The 20,672-nt window shown below is 66.0% G+C and carries 12 protein-coding genes and 1 pseudogene; 8 read left to right on the forward strand and 5 right to left on the reverse strand.

The features are described from left to right. Window positions 1-6 precede the first annotated feature (6 nt). On the forward strand, window positions 7-2,076 hold the full coding sequence (locus XI09_RS20110) for a tetratricopeptide repeat protein (RefSeq protein ID WP_271568377.1): 2,070 nt from the start codon (window positions 7-9) through the stop codon (window positions 2,074-2,076). Here XI09_RS20110 and XI09_RS20115 read toward each other — a convergent pair. From XI09_RS20115 to XI09_RS20125, 3 genes are read right to left on the reverse strand one after another with little or no spacing between them, the layout of a single operon-like run. Continuing rightward, entirely contained in the window at window positions 2,073-3,305 is a 1,233-nt protein-coding gene (locus XI09_RS20115) for an NAD(P)/FAD-dependent oxidoreductase (protein WP_092182516.1), read from the reverse strand. The two genes, XI09_RS20110 and XI09_RS20115, sit on opposite strands and share 4 nt — an antisense overlap. A 15-nt stretch (window positions 3,306-3,320) precedes the next feature. Continuing rightward, window positions 3,321-4,544, reverse strand: coding sequence for an MFS transporter (locus tag XI09_RS20120; RefSeq protein WP_271568378.1), 1,224 nt, complete (start codon window positions 4,542-4,544; stop codon window positions 3,321-3,323). Between the two features lie 44 nt (window positions 4,545-4,588). Then, complete coding sequence (locus XI09_RS20125; RefSeq protein WP_271568379.1) at window positions 4,589-6,085, reverse strand: amidase; 1,497 nt, start codon at window positions 6,083-6,085, stop codon at window positions 4,589-4,591. 208 nt (window positions 6,086-6,293) lie between these two features. On the opposite strand from XI09_RS20125, the gene XI09_RS20130 reads away from it, so the two are divergent. After that, window positions 6,294-6,974, forward strand: a complete 681-nt coding sequence (locus tag XI09_RS20130; protein ID WP_271568380.1) for a helix-turn-helix domain-containing protein — start codon at window positions 6,294-6,296, stop codon at window positions 6,972-6,974. 67 nt (window positions 6,975-7,041) lie between these two features. Here the strand turns inward: XI09_RS20130 and XI09_RS20135 are convergent. Then, window positions 7,042-10,117: pseudogene (locus XI09_RS20135) on the reverse strand (Rne/Rng family ribonuclease). 701 nt (window positions 10,118-10,818) lie between these two features. Between XI09_RS20135 and XI09_RS20140 the strand changes: the two are divergent. From XI09_RS20140 to XI09_RS20165, 6 genes are all read left to right on the forward strand, one after another. Further along, window positions 10,819-12,114 (forward strand): N-acetylmuramoyl-L-alanine amidase, encoded by a 1,296-nt coding sequence (locus XI09_RS20140; RefSeq protein WP_271568381.1) that lies wholly within the window; start codon window positions 10,819-10,821, stop codon window positions 12,112-12,114. A gap of 258 nt (window positions 12,115-12,372) precedes the next feature. Beyond that, window positions 12,373-14,874 carry a penicillin-binding protein 1A gene (locus XI09_RS20145; RefSeq protein ID WP_271568382.1) on the forward strand — a complete coding sequence of 834 codons (2,502 nt, stop codon included), beginning with the start codon at window positions 12,373-12,375 and terminating at the stop codon, window positions 14,872-14,874. A 108-nt stretch (window positions 14,875-14,982) separates the two neighbouring features. Beyond that, a protein-coding gene (gene prfB / locus XI09_RS20150; RefSeq protein WP_271568383.1) for a peptide chain release factor 2 occupies window positions 14,983-16,114 on the forward strand; the annotation gives its coding sequence in 2 pieces (ribosomal slippage) (window positions 14,983-15,051 and window positions 15,053-16,114; 1,131 coding nt in all). Between the two features lie 2 nt (window positions 16,115-16,116). Continuing rightward, window positions 16,117-16,998: an NAD(P)-dependent oxidoreductase gene (locus XI09_RS20155; protein ID WP_271568384.1), complete on the forward strand. Its 882-nt coding sequence runs from the start codon at window positions 16,117-16,119 to the stop codon at window positions 16,996-16,998. 135 nt (window positions 16,999-17,133) lie between these two features. After that, the gene (locus tag XI09_RS20160; protein ID WP_271568385.1) at window positions 17,134-18,045 is read left to right on the forward strand and encodes a DMT family transporter; all 912 of its coding nucleotides are present in this window, start codon (window positions 17,134-17,136) and stop codon (window positions 18,043-18,045) included. A 109-nt stretch (window positions 18,046-18,154) separates the two neighbouring features. After that, entirely contained in the window at window positions 18,155-19,390 is a 1,236-nt protein-coding gene (locus XI09_RS20165; protein WP_271568386.1) for an ABC transporter substrate-binding protein, read from the forward strand. On the opposite strand, the gene XI09_RS20170 is transcribed toward XI09_RS20165, so the two are convergent. Beyond that, window positions 19,391-20,671 carry an O-antigen ligase family protein gene (locus tag XI09_RS20170; protein ID WP_271568387.1) on the reverse strand — a complete coding sequence of 427 codons (1,281 nt, stop codon included), beginning with the start codon at window positions 20,669-20,671 and terminating at the stop codon, window positions 19,391-19,393. Window position 20,672: the final 1 nt, after the last annotated feature.

Genomic DNA, 20,672 nt, shown 5'->3' on the forward strand with positions numbered 1-20,672 from the left:
GCGGCTGTGAATCCGATTGTGTTGCAGGCGGCGGAGCACTTTGCGGCGGGACGGCCGGAGCAGGCCGATGCACTGTGCGCGGAGGTCCTGAGGGCCGACCCGGATCACATCCCGGCGCTGCATCTGGCCGCCGTCGCCGCCTTCGTCACCGACCGCGCGAGCGTGGGCGCCGCGCTGCTCGGCCGTATCTTCAGCGTCGATCCCGAGCACGCGCCGGCACTCGTCACGCTCGGCGACGCGCTGGCGGTGAAGGGCGAGCAGGAGGGGGCGGTGGCGGCGTTCCGGCGCGCCCTGGTCCGGCGGCCGGACGATGCGGGCCTGCACAACAAGCTCGGCGTGGCGCTCGGCGAGCTCGCCCGGTTCGACGAGGCCGAGGCCGCCTATCGCCGCGCGCTGGCGCTCGATGCGCATCTGACACGGGCCTGCTTCAACCTTGCCATCGCGCTCGCGGAGCAGGGGCGGCTCGCCGAGGCCGAAGAGGCTTATCGCGCCGTCATTGCAAGGGAGCCAACCTATCGCGGCGTCTGGCTCAATCTCGGCAATCTCCTCGTGGACCAGGCAAGGCTCGACGAGGCGGAAGCCGCCTATCGCCGCGCGCTCGACGAAGACCCTGACGATCCCGGGCTGCTCTGCAATCTCGGCGCCGCGCTCTACCGGCAGGGGTTGCTCGATGACGCCATCGTCTCCTACCGCCGGGCGATTGCGCGTGCGCCGGGCAACGGTCCGGCGCTGCCTCTGCTCGGCCTCGTGCTGCACGAGGCCGGCCACTTGCACGATGCTGCCGAGATCTACCGGCGGACTTTTGCGCTCGATGCGTCCGATCACGTGATCGCAAGCAATCTCGGTGCCTGCCTCTCCGAGCTCGGCACGCTGGACGAGGCGATTTCCGCCTGCGAGCACGCGCTGCTGCTCAAGCCGGATCACGCCCCGGCCTGGACCAATCTCGGCATCATGTTCGAGAAGCAGGAGCGGGCTGCCGACGCGGTCGCGGCGCATCGCTGCGCCGTCGTGGCCGATCCCGCCTATGCCAAGGGCCACGCCAATCTCGCGGTCGCGCTGCGCAATGCCGGCGCGATCGACGAGGCGCTCGCGGTCTCGCATCGCGCGATCGCGCTCGATCCGGAGCAGCCGCTCGCGCAGTACAATCATGCGCATTTCCTGCTGATGAACGGCGACTTCGCTGATGGCTTCGAGGCCTATCGCTGGCGGCGCAAATGCAGGACGCTGTCGGACGGCGATCCCTCGTTCACCGAGCCGGAATGGCAGGGCGAGCCGCTTGATGGCCGCACATTGCTGCTGTTCGCCGAATACGGGCTCGGCGATGTCCTGCATTTCGTGCGCTATCTGCCGATGGTGGTTGCGCGAGGCGCAAGGATCATTCTCCAGGTTCAGCCCGCGCTTGCCTCGCTGCTGCGGCAATTGCCCGACGTGACCGTGATCCCGCGCGGCGAAGTGCTGCCGCCGTTCGATCTGCAACTGCCGTTGATGAGCCTGCCGCGGATCTTCGGCACCACGCTCGACACCATTCCGGCCGACATCCCCTATCTGCATCCAGATCCCGCAACACTGTTACGCTGGCGTGCGGCGCTCGCGGATGTGACGGCCCTGAAGGTCGGCGTGGTCTGGGCCGGCAATGCCAGGCACAAGGGCGACCGGCAGCGCTCGCTGTCGGCCGAAGCCGTGCTGCCGCGCCTCGCGATGCCAGGCGTGCAGCTCTACAGCCTGCAAAAGGAGCCGCGGCCCGGGGATGGCGAGGTGCTGGCGGCGCTCGGCAGCGGCATCGTCGATCTTGCGCCCGCGCTCGGCGATTTCGCCGACACCGCAGCGGCGGTCGCCGCGCTCGATCTCGTCATCGCCGTCGACACGTCGGTTGCGCATCTTGCCGGCGCGCTCGGCCGTCCAGTGTGGATGCTGACGCCTTACGCGCTCGACTGGCGCTGGTTGCGCGACCGCGAGGACAGTCCGTGGTATCCGACCATGCGGCTGTTCCGGCAACGTGTCCCGCGCGAATGGGATGACCCGCTGATGCGCCTGTCAGCCGCGCTCGCGATCCTCGCCGCGAAAACCGAAAGCTAGAACCGCTCCGGCCGGTACGGCGTCGGATCGATCGCCGGCGTCTCGCCGCTCATCATCTCGGCGAGCAGGCGCCCGGTCGCGGGGCCCAGCGTAAAGCCCTGGTGGCCGTGGCCGAAATTCATCCAGAGGCCCGGGTGGCGCGGGGCGGGGCCGAGCACCGGCAGCATGTCGGGCGTGCAAGGACGGGTGCCGAACCACGGGTCGGGCTCGACGCGTTTGCCGAGATCGATCAGCTCGCGGGCGGATGCTTCGGCACTGGCGAGCTGCACCGGTGTTGCAAGCGCGTCCGGGCTCGTCAGCTCCGCACCCGTGGTGATGCGGATGCCCTTGGCCATCGGCCCCATGGCGTAGCCGCCGGCCTTGTCGATCAGCGGCAGATCGAGCGAGGCGCCGCCGCTGTAATGCATGTGGTAGCCGCGCTTGCGCACCAGCGGGATGCGATAGCCGAATTTGTACAACAGATCGGGCGACCATGGCCCGAGTGTCACGACGGCATGGGCGGCATCGATGCGCCCCTGATCAGTGTCGACCGACCAGCCGCTCGCGGTCTGCCGCAGCGACTGCGCATCACCCAGCACGATCCTGCCGCCGAGGCGCTCGAACAGCTCGGCATAGGCCGTCACCAGTGCGCCGGGATCGGACACGGTCCAGGTGTCGAGCCAATGGATCGCGCCAGGGAGATCGTCGCGCAGGACCGGCTCGGCCTTGGCGAGCTCGCTGCCCGAGAGCACACGAAAGTTCACGCCGAACTCGTGCTGGTCTTCCTCGGCAGCCTTGATCGAGAGATCCAGTGACGCGGCGTCGCGATACAGCGCCCGGTAGCCGGCGCGACGGATGAGATTGTCGGCATGGGCCTCGCGAATGAGGATGTCGTGCTCTGCCGTCGCATAGGCGATCAGCCGGGCCCAGGCGTCGATCGCCTCACGATGCCGCTTCGGCGCCGAATGCCACCAGTAGCGGAGCAGGGGCTCGATATGGAGATGCAGCGACGACAGGCTGTAGCGCACGTCATTGGTGCGCCCGGTCGCGATCTTCAGGAGCGAGGCGAGGTCGCGCGGCATCGGATAGGGGCGGACGGCTTCCGCCTGGATCATCCCGGCATTGCCGTAGCTGGTCTCGCGGCCCGGCTCCCTGCGGTCGACCAGCGTGACGGACCAGCCGCGCTGCTGGAGGTGCAGCGCCGCGCTCACGCCGATCATGCCGCCGCCGAGAACGATCGCGCTTTGCATGGCAGAATGCTCCTGTCAGGCCGGTTGTGGTGCGAGCCTCGGCTGCGCCGTGCTGATGGTTGCCGCGACCACGACGGACAACGCCGTCATCGCCACCAGGAAACCGAAGGCGGCATCGAACGATCCGGTTCCGGTCACGATGAAGCCGATGGCGACGGGGGCGACGAAGCCCGCGCTCTGACCGCCGAGATTGACCATGCCGACGCCGGATCCGATCTGGTCGTCGCGGAGCAGTTTGGTCGGAAGCGCAATCACCGAGGCCAGCACGAAGGATTTGAAGAAGTAGACCAGCGACTGGAAGACGATCAGCATCGTGATCGTCTCCGCCTTGTACATGGCGTAGAGGAAGATGCCGGTCAATGCGGAGCTGCCGATCAGCAGATATTTTTCGCGCTCGGAGAAGAACGTCGTCATCACCCAGCCGCCGATCGCGGTCGCGATCGTCGCCATCACGAACGGGATCGGCGCCACCACGCCGACGGTCTTGAGGTCGAGCCCGCGGTGCTGGAGCAGATAGAGCGGCATCCAGGAATCCAGGCCCTTGTTGACGCAGCTGAGGCCAAACCACACCACCATCAACTGCCACAGCAGCGGATTCTTCATGAGCTCGCGCATCGGCGCGCGGCTTTCGGGCTTGGCCGGCGCGCCGGCATCGGCGTTGCCCGGGCGTCCCAGATAGGGGACGAAGACGAAATAGACCACCGCGAAGACGATGCCCGCGATGCCGATGGCGTTGAAAGCATGGCGCCAGCCGAGCCAAAGGATCAGCGGCGCCATGATCAGCGGCGCGACCATGCTGCCGGCATAGTTCGAGGACAGCAGCAGCGCCGACATCTTCGGCCGGCTATCCTTCTTGAACACTTCGGAGATGGCGCGGATGCTCGCCGGCGGAAAGCCGCCCTCGGCGATGCCGAAGATGAAGCGGATCGCGATCAGCGAGGTCAGCGACCAGGCGATGCTCGTGAACGCCGTGAACAGCGACCACATCACGATGGTGACGATCACCACATATTTCGAGCCGAAGCGGTCGGAGAGCCAGCCGCCCGGTACCTGCATCGCGGCATAGCCGAGGAAGAACGCGCTGATGACGATGCCGAGATCGGCGGCCTGGAGATTGAAGTCCTTGCCGATCTGCGCCAGCGCCAGCGAGATCGCCGCGCGGTCGATGTAGGAGATGCAGTAGGCGATGTAGAGCAGGACGAAGGCGATGACGCTGGTTTTCCTCGGCAGTTCCGTCATGCTCATCTCCGTTGGCGGGCGGTGCAGCCAGGGCTGGTGTCGGCTCATTCCCAGGTGAGGAAACCGGGCGCGGCCGACAGTGGCGGTGCCGCGGCGAGCCGTGCCAGGTCGGGTACCGGCCGGCACAATTGCGCATCGCTTGCGAACGCGGCCTCGATGCTTGCGGCGACCGAGAGCACGATCGCGTCGCCGCCGCGCGGGCCGACGATCTGAAGGCCGAACGGCAGGCCGGCTTCATCGAGGCCGAGCGGAATGCTGATCGCGGGGTGGCCGGGAAGCGTGACGGCATAGGCGAGCGCGAGCCAGTGGAAATAGGATTTGGTCGGCACGCCGTCGATCTCGGCGGGATAGAGTTCTGACCAGGGTCGCGGGCTCAGCGTAATGGTCGGGCTGATCAGCACGTCGCAGGTTTCAAAGAAGGTCTGGTAGGCGCGATAGATCCGCGTCTGCGTCGTTGCGGCGCGCCCATGGTCCTCGAGCGTGTAGCTCAGGCCTTCCTCGACATTGGCGCGGACATTCGGGCCGAGCATTTCGGGGCGCTCTTTGTAATTCTTGCCGTGCATCGCCAGGAACAGGCCGGCGCGCAGAACCGCGAATGCGTCGTCGGCGCCGGAGCAATCCGGCGTCGCCTCGCGGCAGTCGGCGAACAGCGGCGCGAGCTTGTTCACGCGATCGCGGAACACGCGGCGGATTGCCTGCTCGGTCGGGGCGAAGCGGAAGTCCTCCGTGAAGGCGAGGCGCAGCTTGCCGAGGTCGGCGGGACGGGGGGCGGCCCAGCGTTCGGCGCGACCGCGCACGGGCTCGCCGGGCAGCGTATAGGCCAAGGGATCGCGGACATCGTCGCTCGCCATCACCGACAGCATCAGCGCGGTGTCGGCGACATTGCGTGCCATCGGTCCGTCGGTCGACAGGTTCGACCAGCCGAAGGCGCGCTTCTCGCTGGCCACGAGACCGTAGGACGGACGCAGGCCGACGATGCCGGAGAAGCCGGCCGGATTGCGCAAGGAGCCGCCGGTGTCCGAGCCCGAGGCGAGCGGGGCCATGCCGCAGGCGAGCGCCACCGCCGAGCCACCGGAGGAGCCGGCCGCCGAGCGCATGGGATCGAAGGGATTGCCGGTCGCGCCGAACACGGGATTGCGGGTGTTGCCGCCGGCGGCCCATTCCGGCGTGTTGGTCTTGCCGAAGATGATGGCGCCGGCAGCGCGCAGCCGCGCGACCGAGCCCTGGTCGGCAACCGGGACATTGTCGCGCAACAGGGGGCTGCCATAGGTGGAACGCAGCCCGGCGGTGTCCTGGGTGTCCTTGATCAGGACGGGGAGGCCGTGCAGCGCGCCGCGATCCTCGCCGCGCAGGATGGCGGCTTCGGCTGCCTTTGCCGCCTGGTGTGCGCCTGACACGTCCAATGTCACGACGGCATTCACGGCAGGATTGATGGTGGCGATGCGCGACAGGCAGGCCTCCAGCAGCTCGACGGGCGAGATTGCCCGCGCGGCCAGCAGGCGGCGCAGCTCAACGGCACTGGAATCGCAAAGTCCGGACAATGCCAATCCCTTTCAGATTATGAAAACGATTTAGCATATCGGAAAGTAAAGGAGGCGCACCAATAATCGTCAAACCGGGGCATTTCATGCACAAATGCTGGTGCTTTTGCCCAACCGGCCACCAAATGGGCTTCTCAAGGGGCGTTTTGGCCAAAAAGATTAGACGGATAGGCCAACAATTTTTCCATCGCCGTGATAGGGTTGTCGCATGAGCGAGATAACGACGCCCGAAGGTGCCAATTCCCAGCTCGGCCAATGCCTGAAGGCGGCCCGCCAGGCCCGCGGCCTGACGCTCAAGCAGGTGGCGGAGCGGACCGGCATGGCGCTCTCGACCCTGTCGAAGGTCGAGAACGGCCTGATGTCGCTCACCTATGACAAGCTGCTCCAGCTCACCTCGGGCCTGAAGATGGAGATCGCCGAGCTGTTCAATCCGGCGGTCGCGGCCCCTGCGCAGGGCCGGCCGGTCACCGCGCGGCGGAGCATCAGCCGGGCCGGGCAGGGCCAGGTGATCACCACCAAGTTCTACACCTACACCTATCAGTGCACCGATCTGATCGGCAAACGCATGGTGCCGATCGTGGCCGAGGTTCGTGCGCGCTCGCTGGAGGAGTTCGGCCCGCTGCTGCGCCATGGCGGTGAGGAATATTTTCTGGTGACGAGCGGACGCGTCGCCGTCCATACCGAGTTCTACGCGCCCGAGATCCTCGGTGAGGGCGACGGCATCTATCTCGACAGCACCATGGGCCACGCCTACCTCAATGCCGGCGAGGCGCCTTCCGCAAAAGGCGTCTGCCTGTGCACCAGCGAGGCGCCCGATCTCTACGACCAGCTCCGCCAGATCGCCTCGCGCGATGTGGCGCCGCTCGGTGATGACGAACTGCCGCCATAGCGGTTCGGCGGGCGGTGAAACGAAAAACGCCCGGCCTGGCCGGGCGTTTTCTATTCTGTGTCCGATTTTACTCGCCGCCGCCGAAACGGCGGGACCACCAGCCGGCGCGGCGCGGGGCGGCCGGCGTCTCGCTTGCCGGTTCCGGTGCGGGCGCAGGTGCCGGCGCGGGCGGCGCGACCGGTTCGCTCGCCTGCGCAACCGGTGCTGCGGGCTCGCTCGGGCTGCTCGACAGGAAGCTCACCTTTTCCCGGACCGTGGAGCGACGCCGCGCGGCCTTGTCGTCGGCGGGCTCTTCTTCTGCCGCTACGACAGCAGGAGCTGGCTCCGGCTGGGCCGGTGCCTCAGCCTGCACGTCGGCGCGCGGCTCTGGCTGGGTGACTTGCGGCTCGGCGGTGTGCTCGGCCTGCGCGATCGAGGGCGCAGCCTCGCCGCCAAAGCTGTCGAAATGCCGCTTCGACAGCTTCCGATGGTGACTGGGTGCCGAGTTCGTCGCCGATGGAGCCGGCAAGACCTTCCTCGCCACCGCCACGCCGACGGCGTCCGCCACGGCGACCACGCCGGCGCCGGCGCTCGCCGCCGCCCTGCTGCTCGCCACGGGCTGCCTGTTCCTCGCCTTCTTCGCCGTCCTGCTCGGACTCGGCGTCCTCATCGCCTTCGCCGGCAGCCACGGCCGCCTCGGGAAGCATGGGGGCGCTATCCTCGCGCAGCTCGCCGTCGCGCTGGCCACCGCGGCCGCGCCGGCGACGGCGGCGCTTGCGGCGCTGACCGTCCTGCTCGGGGGCTGCCTCGCCGGCAGCCTGCTCTTCAGTGAGACCTTCGGTCTCCTCGGACTCGATCTCGGATTCCAGCTCCGGATCGAACTCCTCGTCGTCATAGGCCTCTTCAACCGCCGGGGGCGGGCTTGCCGCGGCCTGCGCCGCGAGCAGCGCCTTGGCGGCTTCGAGCGTATGCACCTGCTCGCCGCGATCGATGAGGTAGGCCTGCGGTCCGCTGACGCTCGGGTCGGCGATGACCGCCAGGGTGACCTTGAAGCCGTTTTCGAGGTCGCGCAGATGGCCGCGCTTGTGGTTCAGCACGTAGAGCGCGACATCGGTGCGGGTGCGGACCACGAGATTGTGGGTCGCGCCCTTCATCAGGATCTCTTCGAGGCCGCGCAGAAGCTGGAGCGCAACCGAGGACACCGAGCGGACATGGCCGGTGCCGCCGCAATGCGGGCAGGGATCGGTCGAGGATTCCAGCACGCTGGCACGGATGCGCTGGCGCGACATCTCGAGCAGGCCGAAATGCGAGATGCGTCCGACCTGGATGCGCGCGCGGTCCTGCCGCAGGCAATCGGACAGTTTGCGCTCGACCGCACGGTTGTTGCGCTTCTCGTCCATGTCGATGAAGTCGATGACGATCAGGCCGGCGAGGTCGCGCAGGCGGAGCTGGCGGGCGACCTCTTCGGCCGCTTCCAGATTGGTCTTGAGCGCGGTGTCCTCGATATGGTGTTCGCGCGTCGAGCGACCGGAGTTGACGTCGATCGAGACCAGCGCCTCGGTCTGGTTGATCACGATGTAGCCGCCGGAGCGCAGCTGCACGGTCGGCGAGAACATCGCATCCAGCTGGCTCTCGACGCCCATGCGCGAGAACAGCGGCTGGCCGTCGCGATACTGCTTCACCGCACTGACATTGGCGGGCATCAGCATCTTCATGAAGTCGCGTGCTTCGCGGTAGCCGGATTCGCCGGCAACCGAGATCTCGTCGATCTCCTTGTTGTAGAGGTCGCGCAGCGAGCGCTTGATCAGCGAGCCTTCCTCATAGACGAGGGTCGGGGCCTGCGACTTCAGCGTCAGGTCGCGCACCGTCTCCCACATCCGGATCAAATATTCGAAGTCGCGCTTGATCTCGGGCTTGGTGCGGGCGGCGCCGGCGGTGCGCAGGATGATGCCCATGCCCTCGGGCACGTCGAGATCCTGCACCACTTCCTTCAGACGCGAGCGGTCCTGGGCGCTGGTGATCTTGCGGCTGATGCCGCCGCCGCGCGCGGTGTTCGGCATCAAGACGGCGTAGCGGCCGGCGAGCGAGAGATAGGTCGTCAGCGCCGCACCCTTGTTGCCGCGCTCTTCCTTGACGACCTGCACCAGCATCACCTGGCGGCGCTTGATCACTTCCTGGATCTTGTACTGGCGGCGCGGACGGAAGGTGCGCTCCGGCACTTCCTCCATCACGTCATCGCCACCGACGGATTCGACGACTTCCTCTTCGGCTTCCTCGCCGTCGTCATCCTCCTCGTCGTCGTCCTCGGCCGCCGCTTCAGCGTCGTGATGCGGAGCTTCCGCGCTTTCGCCGGCAGCGTACACGGCATCAGCCGGTTCAGCGGCGGCGGTCACGGCTTCGGCCAGAGCCTCTGCGTGCGCTTCGGAGGTCGCCTCCTGCGGTTCGGCAGCGGCCTCGACCACCGGTTCGGCGCCAACGGCCGCGACAGGCGCGGGCGTCTCGTCGGCATGATCATGGTCGTGATGATCGTGCCCGCCGTCATGACCACGGTCGTCGTGATCGTGATGATGGTCGTCGTGCCCGTGTTCATGGTGATCATGATCGTGGTGATCATGTTCGTTGTGATCATGGGCATCGTGCTCGCCGTGATGCTCCGCGTCGGCGTGCAGATGCTCGCCCTCTTGCGGAGCGCCCTCGGCGTTGGCGGCCCTCGGCTCGCCATCGACCGGCTGGGCCGCGGGATCGGCGCCGGCGTCGAGGCCCTCGACGATGTCGCTGCGGACCCGTTCGCCATGACCGCGGCGGCGGGCATTGCGGTGACGCGAGCGGCGGCGGCCGTGCGAGCGGTTCTCGCTCTCTTCCTCGGCCTCGCGATGGGCCTGTTCCTCGGCCTCGATCAGCGCCTGCCGGTCGGCGACCGGGATCTGGTAGTAGTCGGGATGGATTTCGCTGAAGGCGAGGAAGCCGTGGCGGTTGCCGCCATATTCGACGAAGGCGGCCTGGAGCGAGGGTTCGACCCTTGTGACCTTGGCGAGGTAGATATTCCCGCGCAGTTGCTTGCGTTGCGCAGTCTCGAAATCAAACTCTTCGACGCGATTGCCGCGGACCACGACGACCCGGGTCTCCTCCGGGTGGGTGGCATCGATCAACATCTTGTTCGGCATGTCTTAACTCTTGGCGGCGGCGGGCGCGATACACCGTGGGCGCGTATCGCGCCGCCGGGTGACGCGACGGTCCACCTGATTCGGGGGTGAGGGGAAGGCCGAAACGCCGTCTCTCGCGCCTTGCCGGACCGGAAGCCTCAGGGCCATGGCGGCGCGCGGGATTATCACTCCGCAGCGTCGCGAATGGTCCTTCAGAATTCGTCGGCACAGTCTGGCGCATCAAGCGTCGGCCCGTATGAAACATTGGGCGGCGGGGCCGCCCCTCAATCAGTTGCTGCTGGCCAGGCATGGCGCGAGCGCGCTCGCCTTGGGGATCACGAACCGCTCCCTTGGGATCAAGGGACCGGGCAATGAGTTACGTCGCTGTCCGAACCGTCCCGGAAACGTGGTATCCGGGAACCGTCCGCCGCCGGGGCTTGGCCCGCTCCACCTCGCTGCCGCGCACCGCGCTGGTCTTAGAGGAGAACGGAAAACGCTGGAATTCCCAAACCTTGAGAGTTCCGGCGCTGCACCGGGAGGCTGAATGCGACACAACCGGAAATATCGGCCGTCAGCATTCCGTACATACGAGGAATGGGCCATCCGTGCAAGGGAGCGTCGCACGGCGGTCACAGTCAGCGAGTTTCGCGTTTCTGTCATTAAGGATCGATTAACCCTGTGGTTCTATTGCGTTAAAAAAGCTGCTCGGAGGCACGGAATCGGTGGCGAGCCGCGCAAAACAAAGGGTCTTGCTGGGATGCGCGCTTCTGTGCGCCGCAGCATTGCCATGTGCTGATTCCTCCCGCCTGAGCGCTGCGGAAAGCCAGCCGCAACCCTCTGCTGCGGCAGCGAATTTTCCAATCGCCTCGGCCGCCCGGCTGGCTGGCGATGGCAAGCAGACCCGCTTCATCCTCGACATCGACCAGACCGTCAGCTTCCGCGCCGTGACGCTCGCCGACCCGTACCGGGTGGTGGTGGATGTGCCCCAGGTCAATTTTCAGCTGCCCGCCGGCACGGGATCCGGGGGGCGGGGGCTGGTCAAGGCCTTCCGCTATGGGCTCGTCATGCCCGGCGGCTCGCGAATCGTGTTCGACCTGACGGGGCCGGCCAAGATCGCCAATTCTTACGTAGTGGAGGCGGCCAACGGCCAGCCGGCCCGGCTCGTGCTCGAGCTGGAGGAGGTCGACCGCGCCGCCTTCGTGCAATCGCTCGCCCCTGAAAACCGTCCCGAACTGCGGCCCGCGATTGCCGATGCGCCGCCCGCCACGGTGCCCGCGACGGCAGCCCCGGAAACGGCGCAGCAGAAGGCCGATGGTCGGCCGGTCGTCGTGATCGACCCCGGCCACGGCGGCATCGACAACGGCACGCAGTCGAGCGGCGAAAGCGAGAAGAACCTGGTGCTGGCCTTCGGTCTGGCATTGCGCGACCGACTGGAAAAGGCCGGCAAGTATCGTGTTGTGATGACGCGGAACGACGACACGTTCATCCCGCTCAACGACCGGGTCAAAGTCGCCCGCAACCTCAAGGCCGCGCTGTTCGTCTCGATTCATGCCGACGCGCTGCCGCGCGCCGAGGGGGATGCCCAGGGCGCCACCATCTATACGCTGTCCGACAAGGCCTCCGATGCCGAGGCCCAACGTCTGGCTGATGCGGAAAACCGCGCGGACGCGATCGCCGGCTTCAACCTCACGGAGGAGCCGACCGATGTCGCCGACATCCTGATCGATCTGACGCAGCGGGAAACCCGCACATTTTCAAACCGTTTTGCGCATTTGCTGATGGGCGAAATGAAGTCGACCGTGCGGATGCACAAGCATCCGCTGAAATCGGCCGGTTTCCGGGTGCTGAAGGCGCCCGATGTGCCGTCGGTGCTGGTCGAGATCGGTTATGTCTCCAATAAAGGCGATCTCGGGCATCTTGTCTCCGAGGGCTGGCGGTCCCGTGCCGTGGGCTCGATGGCGCAAGCCATCGACGGGTTCCTGGCCAAACGGCTGGCGACCGCCGGATCGTCGAATTGACGACCGGGGGATCGTCGAATTGAGGAAGGGTTTTTCCGTCCCGCCGCAAAAGCCCTAGTTTGGCCACAGCGGGCGATTTATAAAAACGCCGCAGGGGGTTCCGGAATCGGCGAGAATCCCGTTCGGCGAGCGTCTTAGGTCCGGCACTGACGTAATTGAGTAGGCCGGTGAATTCGCGACGTGAGGTTGGCGCCTGTTTTGGTGGGCGCCTTGGGCTGATCTTCGGGCTGATCCAGAGTTTGAACGGATAAACAGATAATGCGCTTGCTGGTGCGGTTCATGGGCTTCCTGTTCGCCGCGGGAACGGTGGTGTTCCTTGTCGGTGTCGGGGCCGTGGCGGGCCTGATCTGGCATTTCTCCAAGGACTTGCCGGACTACTCTCAGCTTCAGGATTACGAGCCGCCGGTGATGACGCGTGTGCACGCGGTCGACGGTTCGCTGCTCGGCGAATACGCCAAGGAGCGGCGGCTGTATCTGCCGATCCAGGCGGTGCCGAAGCTCGTGATCAACGCCTTCCTCGCGGCCGAGGACAAGAATTTCTACGAGCATGGCGGCATCGACTACACCGGCATGGCGCGCGCAGGTCTGGTCTACATCCAGAACTACGGCTCCAACCGGCGTCCGCAGGGCGCCTCCACCATCACCCAGCAGGTCGCCAAGAACTTCCTTCTGACCAACGAGGTCTCCTTCGCCCGCAAGATCAAGGAAGCCTTGCTGGCGATGCGGATCGAGAAGACCTACTCGAAGGACAAGATCCTCGAGCTGTATCTGAACGAAATCTATCTGGGCCTCGGTGCCTACGGCATCGCGGCCGCCTCGCTGGTCTATTTCGACAAGTCGGTGAACGAGCTGACGGTGGCGGAAGCCGCCTATCTCGCGGCGTTGCCGAAGATGCCGGCGACGCTGCATCCGGTGCGTAACCGCGACCGCGCCATCGAGCGCCGCAACTACGTGGTCGACCGTCTCCAGGAGAACGGCTGGATCAAGCAGGCCGACGCCGAGAAGGCGCGCAAGGAGCCGCTGGCCGTCACCAACCGGTCCAACGGCGCCCACACCTTCGCCGGTGAATATTTCGCCGAGGAGGTCCGCCGCGACATCTTCGAGCGCTACGGTGAGAAGAAGCTTTACGAGGGCGGCCTGTCTGTCCGCACCACGCTCGATCCGAAGATCCAGGTCATGGCGCGCAAGACTATGGTCGCGGGCCTCGTGAACTATGACGAGCAGCAGGGCTATCGCGGCGCCATGAGCAAGCTCGATACGTCGGGCGACTGGGGCGTCAAGCTCGCCGAGATCAAGTCGCTCTCCGACATCTCGCCGTGGCGTATGGCAGTGGTGCTGGAGACCAGCGACCAGTCGGCGCGCATCGGCTTCCAGCCGAGCCGCGAGCTCGGCGGCGCCGTCAGCAAGCAGCGCGAGACCGGCCTCATCACGCTCGATGGCATCAAATGGGCAAGGGCGGCTACCGGCCCTGCGAAGGGCAGGGCGGCAACGGCGGTGTCGCAGGTGCTCCAGCCCGGCGACGTGATCTATGCCGATCCGCTCTACAAGGACGGCAACCCGGTCGAGGGACAGTACCGGCTGCGCCAGATCCCCGAAGTGTCGGGCGCGATGGTGGTGATGGATCCCTGGACCGGCCGCGTGCTCGCGATGGTCGGCGGCTTCTCGTTCGACCAGAGCCAGTTCAACCGCGCCACCCAGGCCTACCGGCAGCCCGGTTCGTCCTTCAAGCCGATCGTCTATTCGGCCGCGCTCGACAACGGCTATACGCCCTCGACCGTGGTGCTCGACGCGCCGATCGAAATCGACCAGGGCCAGGGCGCCGGCGTGTGGCGGCCGGAAAACTTCTCCTCGGGCAAGTTCCAGGGGCCGGTGACGCTGCGTAACGCGCTGCGGCAGTCGCTCAACACCGTGACGGTGCGCCTCGCGCAGGACATCGGCATGCCCCTGATCGGCGAATATGCCCGCCGCTTCGGCGTCTATGACGAGCTGCCGAACTATCTCTCCTACGCGCTCGGCGCCGGCGAGACCACGGCGATGCGCATGGTCACGGCCTATTCGATGCTCGCCAATGGTGGTCGCCGCGTGAAGCCGACCCTGATCGACCGTATCCAGGATCGCTACGGCCGCACCATCTTCAAGCACGACCAGCGCGAATGCCGCGGCTGCGACGCGCCGGGCGGCTGGAAGAACCAGGCCGAGCCGCAGCTGATCGATCGCCGCGAGCAGGTGCTCGACTCCATGACCGCCTATCAGATCACCGAGCTGATGGAAGGCGTGGTCCAGGCCGGTACCGCGACCGTGGTCAAGGAGGTCGGCAAGCCGATCGCCGGCAAGACCGGTACGACCAACGAGGCCAAGGACGCCTGGTTCGTCGGCTTCTCGCCCGACGTCGCCGTCGCCATCTATATGGGCTACGACAAGCCGCGTGCGCTCGGCAGAGGCAACGCTGCGACCGGCGGCCATCTGGCTGCTCCCATCGCGCGCGATTTCCTCAAGCTCGCACTCGCCGACAAGCCGGCGGTCCCGTTCAAGGTGCCGGCCGGCATCAAGCTCGTGCGCGTCGTCGCCAAGAGCGGCATGCGCGCCGGTCCGGGCGAGACCGGCGGGACCATCCTCGAAGCCTTCAAGCCGGGCACGGCGCCGCCGGACAATTATTCGGTCATCGGCGTTGCCGACGCCGACGGGCGCATGCCGGCGTCGCAGCAGCAGCAGCCGGATTCCGGCTTCTTCATGCGGCCGGGCACCGGCGGGCTCTACTAGGCTTAGGACAAGACAGACGTTATTCGCAGCGGCGGTTGCGCTTTGCGGCCGCCGCCGCTACATCCCCAGCTCCAATGCACGCGGGATTCCGCGAGACCAGAGAACGAGATGCGCGCCGAAATCGAACGGTTGGTAGAAGAGATCAAGCAGTCAGTCGGGCTGCTGAGGAGGCATCTTTGACGTCGAGAAATCGACGGCGCGCCTCGCTGAGCTGAACAAGCTCGCAGAAGATCCCAACCTCTGGAACGATCCCCAGAAGGCCCAGAAGCTGATGCAGGAGCGGACCTCGCTGGAGGACTCGCTCTCAGGCATCGGCAAGGTCGAGCAGGAGCTCGAGGACGACATCGGCATGATCGAGCTCGGCGAGGCCGAGGGCGATGACGGCGTCGTCGCCGAAGCCGAAGCTGCGCTGAAGGCCCTGAAGAAGGAAGTCGCCCGGCGCGAACTCGAAGCGCTGCTGTCGGGCGAAGCCGACCGCTTCGATTCCTATCTCGAGGTCCATGCCGGAGCCGGCGGCACCGAGAGCCAGGACTGGGCGCAGATGCTGCTGCGCATGTACACGCGCTGGGCGGAGACGCACGGCTTCAAGGTCGAGTACCTCGAAGAGTCCGAGGGCGAAGAGGCCGGCATCAAGTCGGCGACGATCCAGGTGTTGGGGCACAACGCCTATGGCTGGTTGAAGACCGAAGCGGGCGTGCACCGGCTGGTGCGCATCTCGCCATTCGATTCCAACGCGCGGCGGCACACGTCCTTCTCCAGTGTGCAGGTGTTCCCGGTCATCGACGACAGCATCAAGATCGACATCAAGGAATCCGACGTCCGCACCGATACCATGCGCTCGGGCGGCGCCGGCGGCCAGCACGTCAACAAGACCGAATCCGCGGTGCGGCTGACGCATATTCCGACCGGCGTTGCGGTGGTCTGCCAGGCCGGCCGCTCCCAGCACAAGAACCGGGCGCAGGCCTGGGACATGCTGCGCGCTCGTCTCTATGAAATCGAGCTGAAGAAGCGCGAGGAGAAGGCCGCCGCCGACCAGGCCGCCAAGACCGATATCGGCTGGGGCCACCAGATCCGCTCCTACGTGCTCCAGCCCTACCAGATGGTGAAGGATCTGCGCACGGGCGTGCAGACCTCCGACACCTCGGGCGTGCTCAACGGCGAGCTCGACGACTTCATGGCCGCAACGCTGGCGCAGCGCGCCTTCGGCACCCCTGGCGCCGACATCGAGGATGTGGATTAGCCATGCCCCGCGTCGCCTTCATCGGGCTTGGACGGATGGGCCATGGCATGGCCGGCCGTTATCTCGATGCCGGCTTCACGGTGACGCTGTGGAATCGCAGCAAGCCCAAGGCTGAGGATTTGATCGCGCGCGGCGCGCATTGGGCGACCTCGCCTGAGGATGCCGCGATCGATGCCGATGCGGTCGTGACCATGGTCGCCGACGACGAGGCCTCGCGCGCGGTCTGGCTGGGACCGAAGGGCGCGGCCAAGACCGCCAAGGCCGGCACCATCGCGATCGAATGCTCCACCATCTCCTATGACCACGCGCGCGAGATGGGCCGCGAGCTCAACGCGCGCGGGCTGATCTACATCGACTGCCCCGTGACGGGATTGCCGGATGCGGCAGCAAGCGGAAAGCTGACGCTTTTGGTCGGCGCAGATGCCGCCGACCTCGATCGCGCGCGGCCCTATCTCGAACCGATCGGCTCGACCATTCGCCATTTCGGCGCGGTCGGCGCCGGCACGGTCTACAAGCTCATCAACAATTTGATGGGCGCGATCCAGATTGCCGGCCTTGCCGAAGGGCTCGCGATCGCCGAGCAGGCCGGGCTCGACATGAACCTGGTGCTGGAGTCGATCCAGGCCGGCGTTGCCGCAAGCCCGCAGGTGCAGCGTCATTCCAAGCGCATGGTCGCCCGCGACTTCAGCGGCGCGACCTTCACGGCGGCGCTGCGGCACAAGGATGCCGCCTATGCCGTGAAGCTTGCCGAGAGCCTGCTTGCCGACAAGCCGCTGGTGGCACGCGCCGCGGTCGAATCCTACGCGCGCGCGAAGGCTGCGATGCCTGATGACGACGAAGGCAAGATGATCGAGCTGGTGTCGCGGCCGAAGAAGCCGTCCTAGCCGGTCGCATCAACATGGGGCAGCCGCGTTCGCCCTATCGCTTCTGAACACGGGAATTCCAAACCTTCCCGGAAATCGGGTGGCAAAGCGCGTCGCGCCGTACTAGTCGGAGGTTGACTGCCGATGTGAGACGCCATGCCCCCCAACGACAACCGGATCGACGCGCGAGACTGGTCGCTGCTCGCCGTGCTCTCGATCCTCTGGGGTGGCTCGTTCTTCTTCAACGGCGCGGCGCTGCGGGAATTGCCGCCGCTCACGCTGGTGTTCCTGCGCGTCGCGCTGGGCGCGGCTATTCTCCTGCCGCTCCTGCGCGCGCAAGGGATCGGCTTTCCCAGGGGCATGACCGGCTGGAAGCCGTTCGTCGTGATCGGGCTGCTCAACAACGTCATTCCGTTTTCGCTGATCGTGATCGGCCAGACTTTCATTCCTAGCGGACTGGCTTCGATCCTGAATGCCACCACACCGCTGTTCACGGTGATCGTGATGGCGATGGCGGGAGAGGAAGCCCTGCAGGTGCGGCGGGTCACCGGTGTGGTTCTGGGCGTCGTCGGCGTGGTCATCCTGCGCGGATGGGGCATCGAGACGAGGCCAGGGCAGGGGTTCGGCATTCTGCTCTGCCTGGGCGGCGCCCTCAGTTATGGCTTTGCGGCGCTGGCGGCAAGACGGCTGTTGAAGGACTCGGCTCCGCTTGGAACGGCGACTTTTCAACTGATGGCCTCGACGGCGATGATGGCGGTTGTCGCCGGCGTGATGGAGCAGCCATGGCATCTGCCGATGCCGGACGTCACAACCTGGCTCGCGGTGCTTGGCCTTGCCGGCCTGTCGACGGCGCTCGCCTACATCGTCTTCTTTCAGATCCTGCGGCGTTCGGGCGCGACCAATGTCATGCTGGTGACGCTGCTCATTCCCGTCACCGCCATTCTGCTGGGATGGCTGTTGCTGGGCGAGCCGATCTCCATGCGCGAGATCACGGGCGCCATCGTCATCGGCAGTGCGTTGCTCGTGATCGACGGGCGCGCTCTCAGGATGCTGCAGCGCGTCGCGTAAGTCCCCGACCCGGCGTTTCATCTTGCGGAAAATCGCGGCGCTTGCCAGCGGCAAGCCCCCTTGCGACACTCGCCGCAAAACAAGACTACAAAACACAGGGGAGAGAACGATGCCGGGTCGTCGCAAGAACGTTGCTGCCCTCGCCATGCTTGCTGCCGGAGTGCTGGTCACGACACCGGCCTTTGCGCAGAAGAAATACGACGCCGGCGCCTCCGACACCGACATCAAGATCGGCAACATCATGCCCTATAGCGGGCCGGCCTCGTCCTATGGTGTGATCGGCAAGACCGAGGCCGCCTTCTTCAGGATGATCAACGACCAGGGCGGCATCAACGGCCGCAAGATCAACTTCATCAGCTATGACGATGCCTATTCGCCGCCGAAGGCGATCGAGCAGGCGCGCAAGCTGATCGAGAGCGACGAGGTCCTGTTGATCTTCCAGTCGCTCGGCACGCCCTCGAATTCGGCGATCATGAAATACATGAACGCCAAGAAGGTGCCGCAGCTCTTCGTCGCCTCCGGCGGCACCAAGTTCGGGGATCCCAGGAACTTTCCCTGGACCATGGGCTTCCAGCCGAACTACCAGAGCGAGGGACGGATCTACGCAAAATACATCCGCGATCATTTCCCGAACAGCAAGATCGCGGTGTTCTGGCAGAACGACGACGCCGGCAAGGACCAGTTCAAGGGTCTGAAGGACGGGCTCGGCGACAAGGCCGGCATGATCATCGCCGACAAATCCTACGAGGTCAGCGATCCCTCGATCGACTCGCAGATCGTCGCGCTGCATGACTCCGGCGCGGACATTTTCTTCTCGTGGGCCGCACCGAAAGGTTCGGCGCAGGCGATCCGCAAAGTCGGCGAGCTCGGCTGGAAGCCAAAGTTCTTCCTGGGCAACACAGCCACGTCGATCGCTTCGGTGCTGAAGCCCGCCGGGCTCGACTATTCCAAGGACATCATCTCGACCGCGTATCTGAAGGACCCGACCGATCCGACCTGGGATAAGGACCCGGCGGTGCTGGCATGGCGCGCATTCATGGACAAATATTACCCCGAGGGCGACAAGGCGAATGCCAACAACCTGTACGGCTACGTGCAGGCCGAGGCGATGGCGCAGGTCCTGAAGCAGTGCGGCGACAATCTCACCCGCGAGAACGTCATGAAGCAGGCCGCGAACCTGAAGGATTTCCACACCGACCTGATGCTGCCAGGCATCATGGTCAACACTTCGCCCGATGATTACTTCCCGATCGAGCAGATGCAGCTGATGCGCTTCAACGGGCAGGCCTGGGAGCTGTTCGGCGACGTCATCACCGGCGAAGTCGGCCACGAGCGCAGCCAGTAGTCACGGCCGGCTGCCGGCTTTGGCTTTCAGGGTCATGCCGCCGGCGATGCCGACGCCCAGCACATACATCCAGCCCTCGTGGAAATCGAACAGATGCGAGTTCAGCAGCGAGCTTGCGATGTTCTGCACGACGACCACCAGACCGATCCAGGCGGCAAGGCCTTCGTCCAGGAACAGGCGAAGCTGCGCGATCCACATCGCGTAGAGCAGGACGACGCCCATGAGGCCCCATTGCACCGCGACGTTGAGCGTCTGGTTGTGCGGATTGCTGACGATCTCCGCATCGAGGCTGCTCTCGTCCGTGGCGGCGCGTTCGAACTGGCGCTTGATCGAGCCGGTGCCATGGCCGATCAGAGGGGCCTCGGCAAAGGCATGCAGTGACTTGCGCCAATAGGTCAGCCGCTGCGCGGTCGAGGCGCGGCTGATGTTTTCACGGCCGTGGCTGTATTCGATGGCGATGTCCGTGATGCGCTGGCGCAGATAAGGCGATGTCGTCCAGGCGAGCGCGCTCGCGGCGAGCGTGCCTGCGAGCAGGACCAGCGCTGCCCGCCGGCTCAGATGCCTCCAGGCGAACAGGGCCAGCAGCACCGCAATGCAGAGCAGGGCCGTGCGGGCCGAGGCCACGAACACCATGTTGGCGGTGAACAGCAGGATCAATGCCAGGCAGGCGGTCGCCGCGGTCGCGCGTCCGCTGCGCCAGAAGATGAGCGCCGGAAGGGTGAGCGCAAAGGCGCAGAGCGTGAACTCCTGGCTCTGGTCGATGTAGTTCTTGACGGGAACGCCTGATGACGCCGTCGCGGCGATCTTCCAGGCGGGATTGACCAGCACGATCCAGGAGAACACCGCAAGCAGCGCGCAGGAGGCGAGAAAAGCAACGCAAACTTGGAAGCTGCGCTCGGATCGGCTGAAATGGTAGAGCAGCGGCGGAATGAGCACGAGCTTTGCGACCGGCTTGATCGCATGCAGCCGGTCCGGCCAGGCGCCGTCCGACCACAGCACCCCGAGGAGTGCAAGCAGCAGGAGTGCGAACGGCAGGGCAAACGCCGGCCGTGTGAGCGCGCGCGCATAGTCGCGCCAGTCGATGGTCGGCGTGACCGCCAGCAGCCAGAGTCCGACGAAGATCGAAGGTGCCGTGGTCGACCATGGCAGCGACGCCGCGATCAGGATGGCGAACACATCTGCCACCCGGGCCAGTGCGGCCGAGTGACCGAGGGTCCGCCATCGGCCGCGCCCGCCTTGCGGATCGGCAGGACCGGACCATGTCGCGGCTTCCGCGGTCATT

Origin of the sequence: Bradyrhizobium sp. CCBAU 11386, assembly GCF_028128955.1 — a bacterium.
In the GTDB taxonomy this organism is placed as follows: Bacteria; Pseudomonadota; Alphaproteobacteria; order Rhizobiales; family Xanthobacteraceae; genus Bradyrhizobium.

Excerpts from the sequence above, each read along its gene's own strand:
- XI09_RS20120 (WP_271568378.1), bottom strand. The coding sequence starts at position 4,544 with ATGACGGAACTGCCGAGGAAAACCAGCGTCATCGCCTTCGTCCTGCTC.
- XI09_RS20160 (WP_271568385.1), top strand. The coding sequence starts at position 17,134 with ATGCCCCCCAACGACAACCGGATCGACGCGCGAGACTGGTCGCTGCTC.
- XI09_RS20145 (WP_271568382.1), top strand. The coding sequence starts at position 12,373 with ATGCGCTTGCTGGTGCGGTTCATGGGCTTCCTGTTCGCCGCGGGAACG.
- XI09_RS20165 (WP_271568386.1), top strand. The coding sequence starts at position 18,155 with ATGCCGGGTCGTCGCAAGAACGTTGCTGCCCTCGCCATGCTTGCTGCC.
- XI09_RS20155 (WP_271568384.1), top strand. The coding sequence starts at position 16,117 with ATGCCCCGCGTCGCCTTCATCGGGCTTGGACGGATGGGCCATGGCATG.
- XI09_RS20170 (WP_271568387.1), bottom strand. The coding sequence starts at position 20,671 with ATGACCGCGGAAGCCGCGACATGGTCCGGTCCTGCCGATCCGCAAGGC.
- XI09_RS20130 (WP_271568380.1), top strand. The coding sequence starts at position 6,294 with ATGAGCGAGATAACGACGCCCGAAGGTGCCAATTCCCAGCTCGGCCAA.
- XI09_RS20115 (WP_092182516.1), bottom strand. The coding sequence starts at position 3,305 with ATGCAAAGCGCGATCGTTCTCGGCGGCGGCATGATCGGCGTGAGCGCG.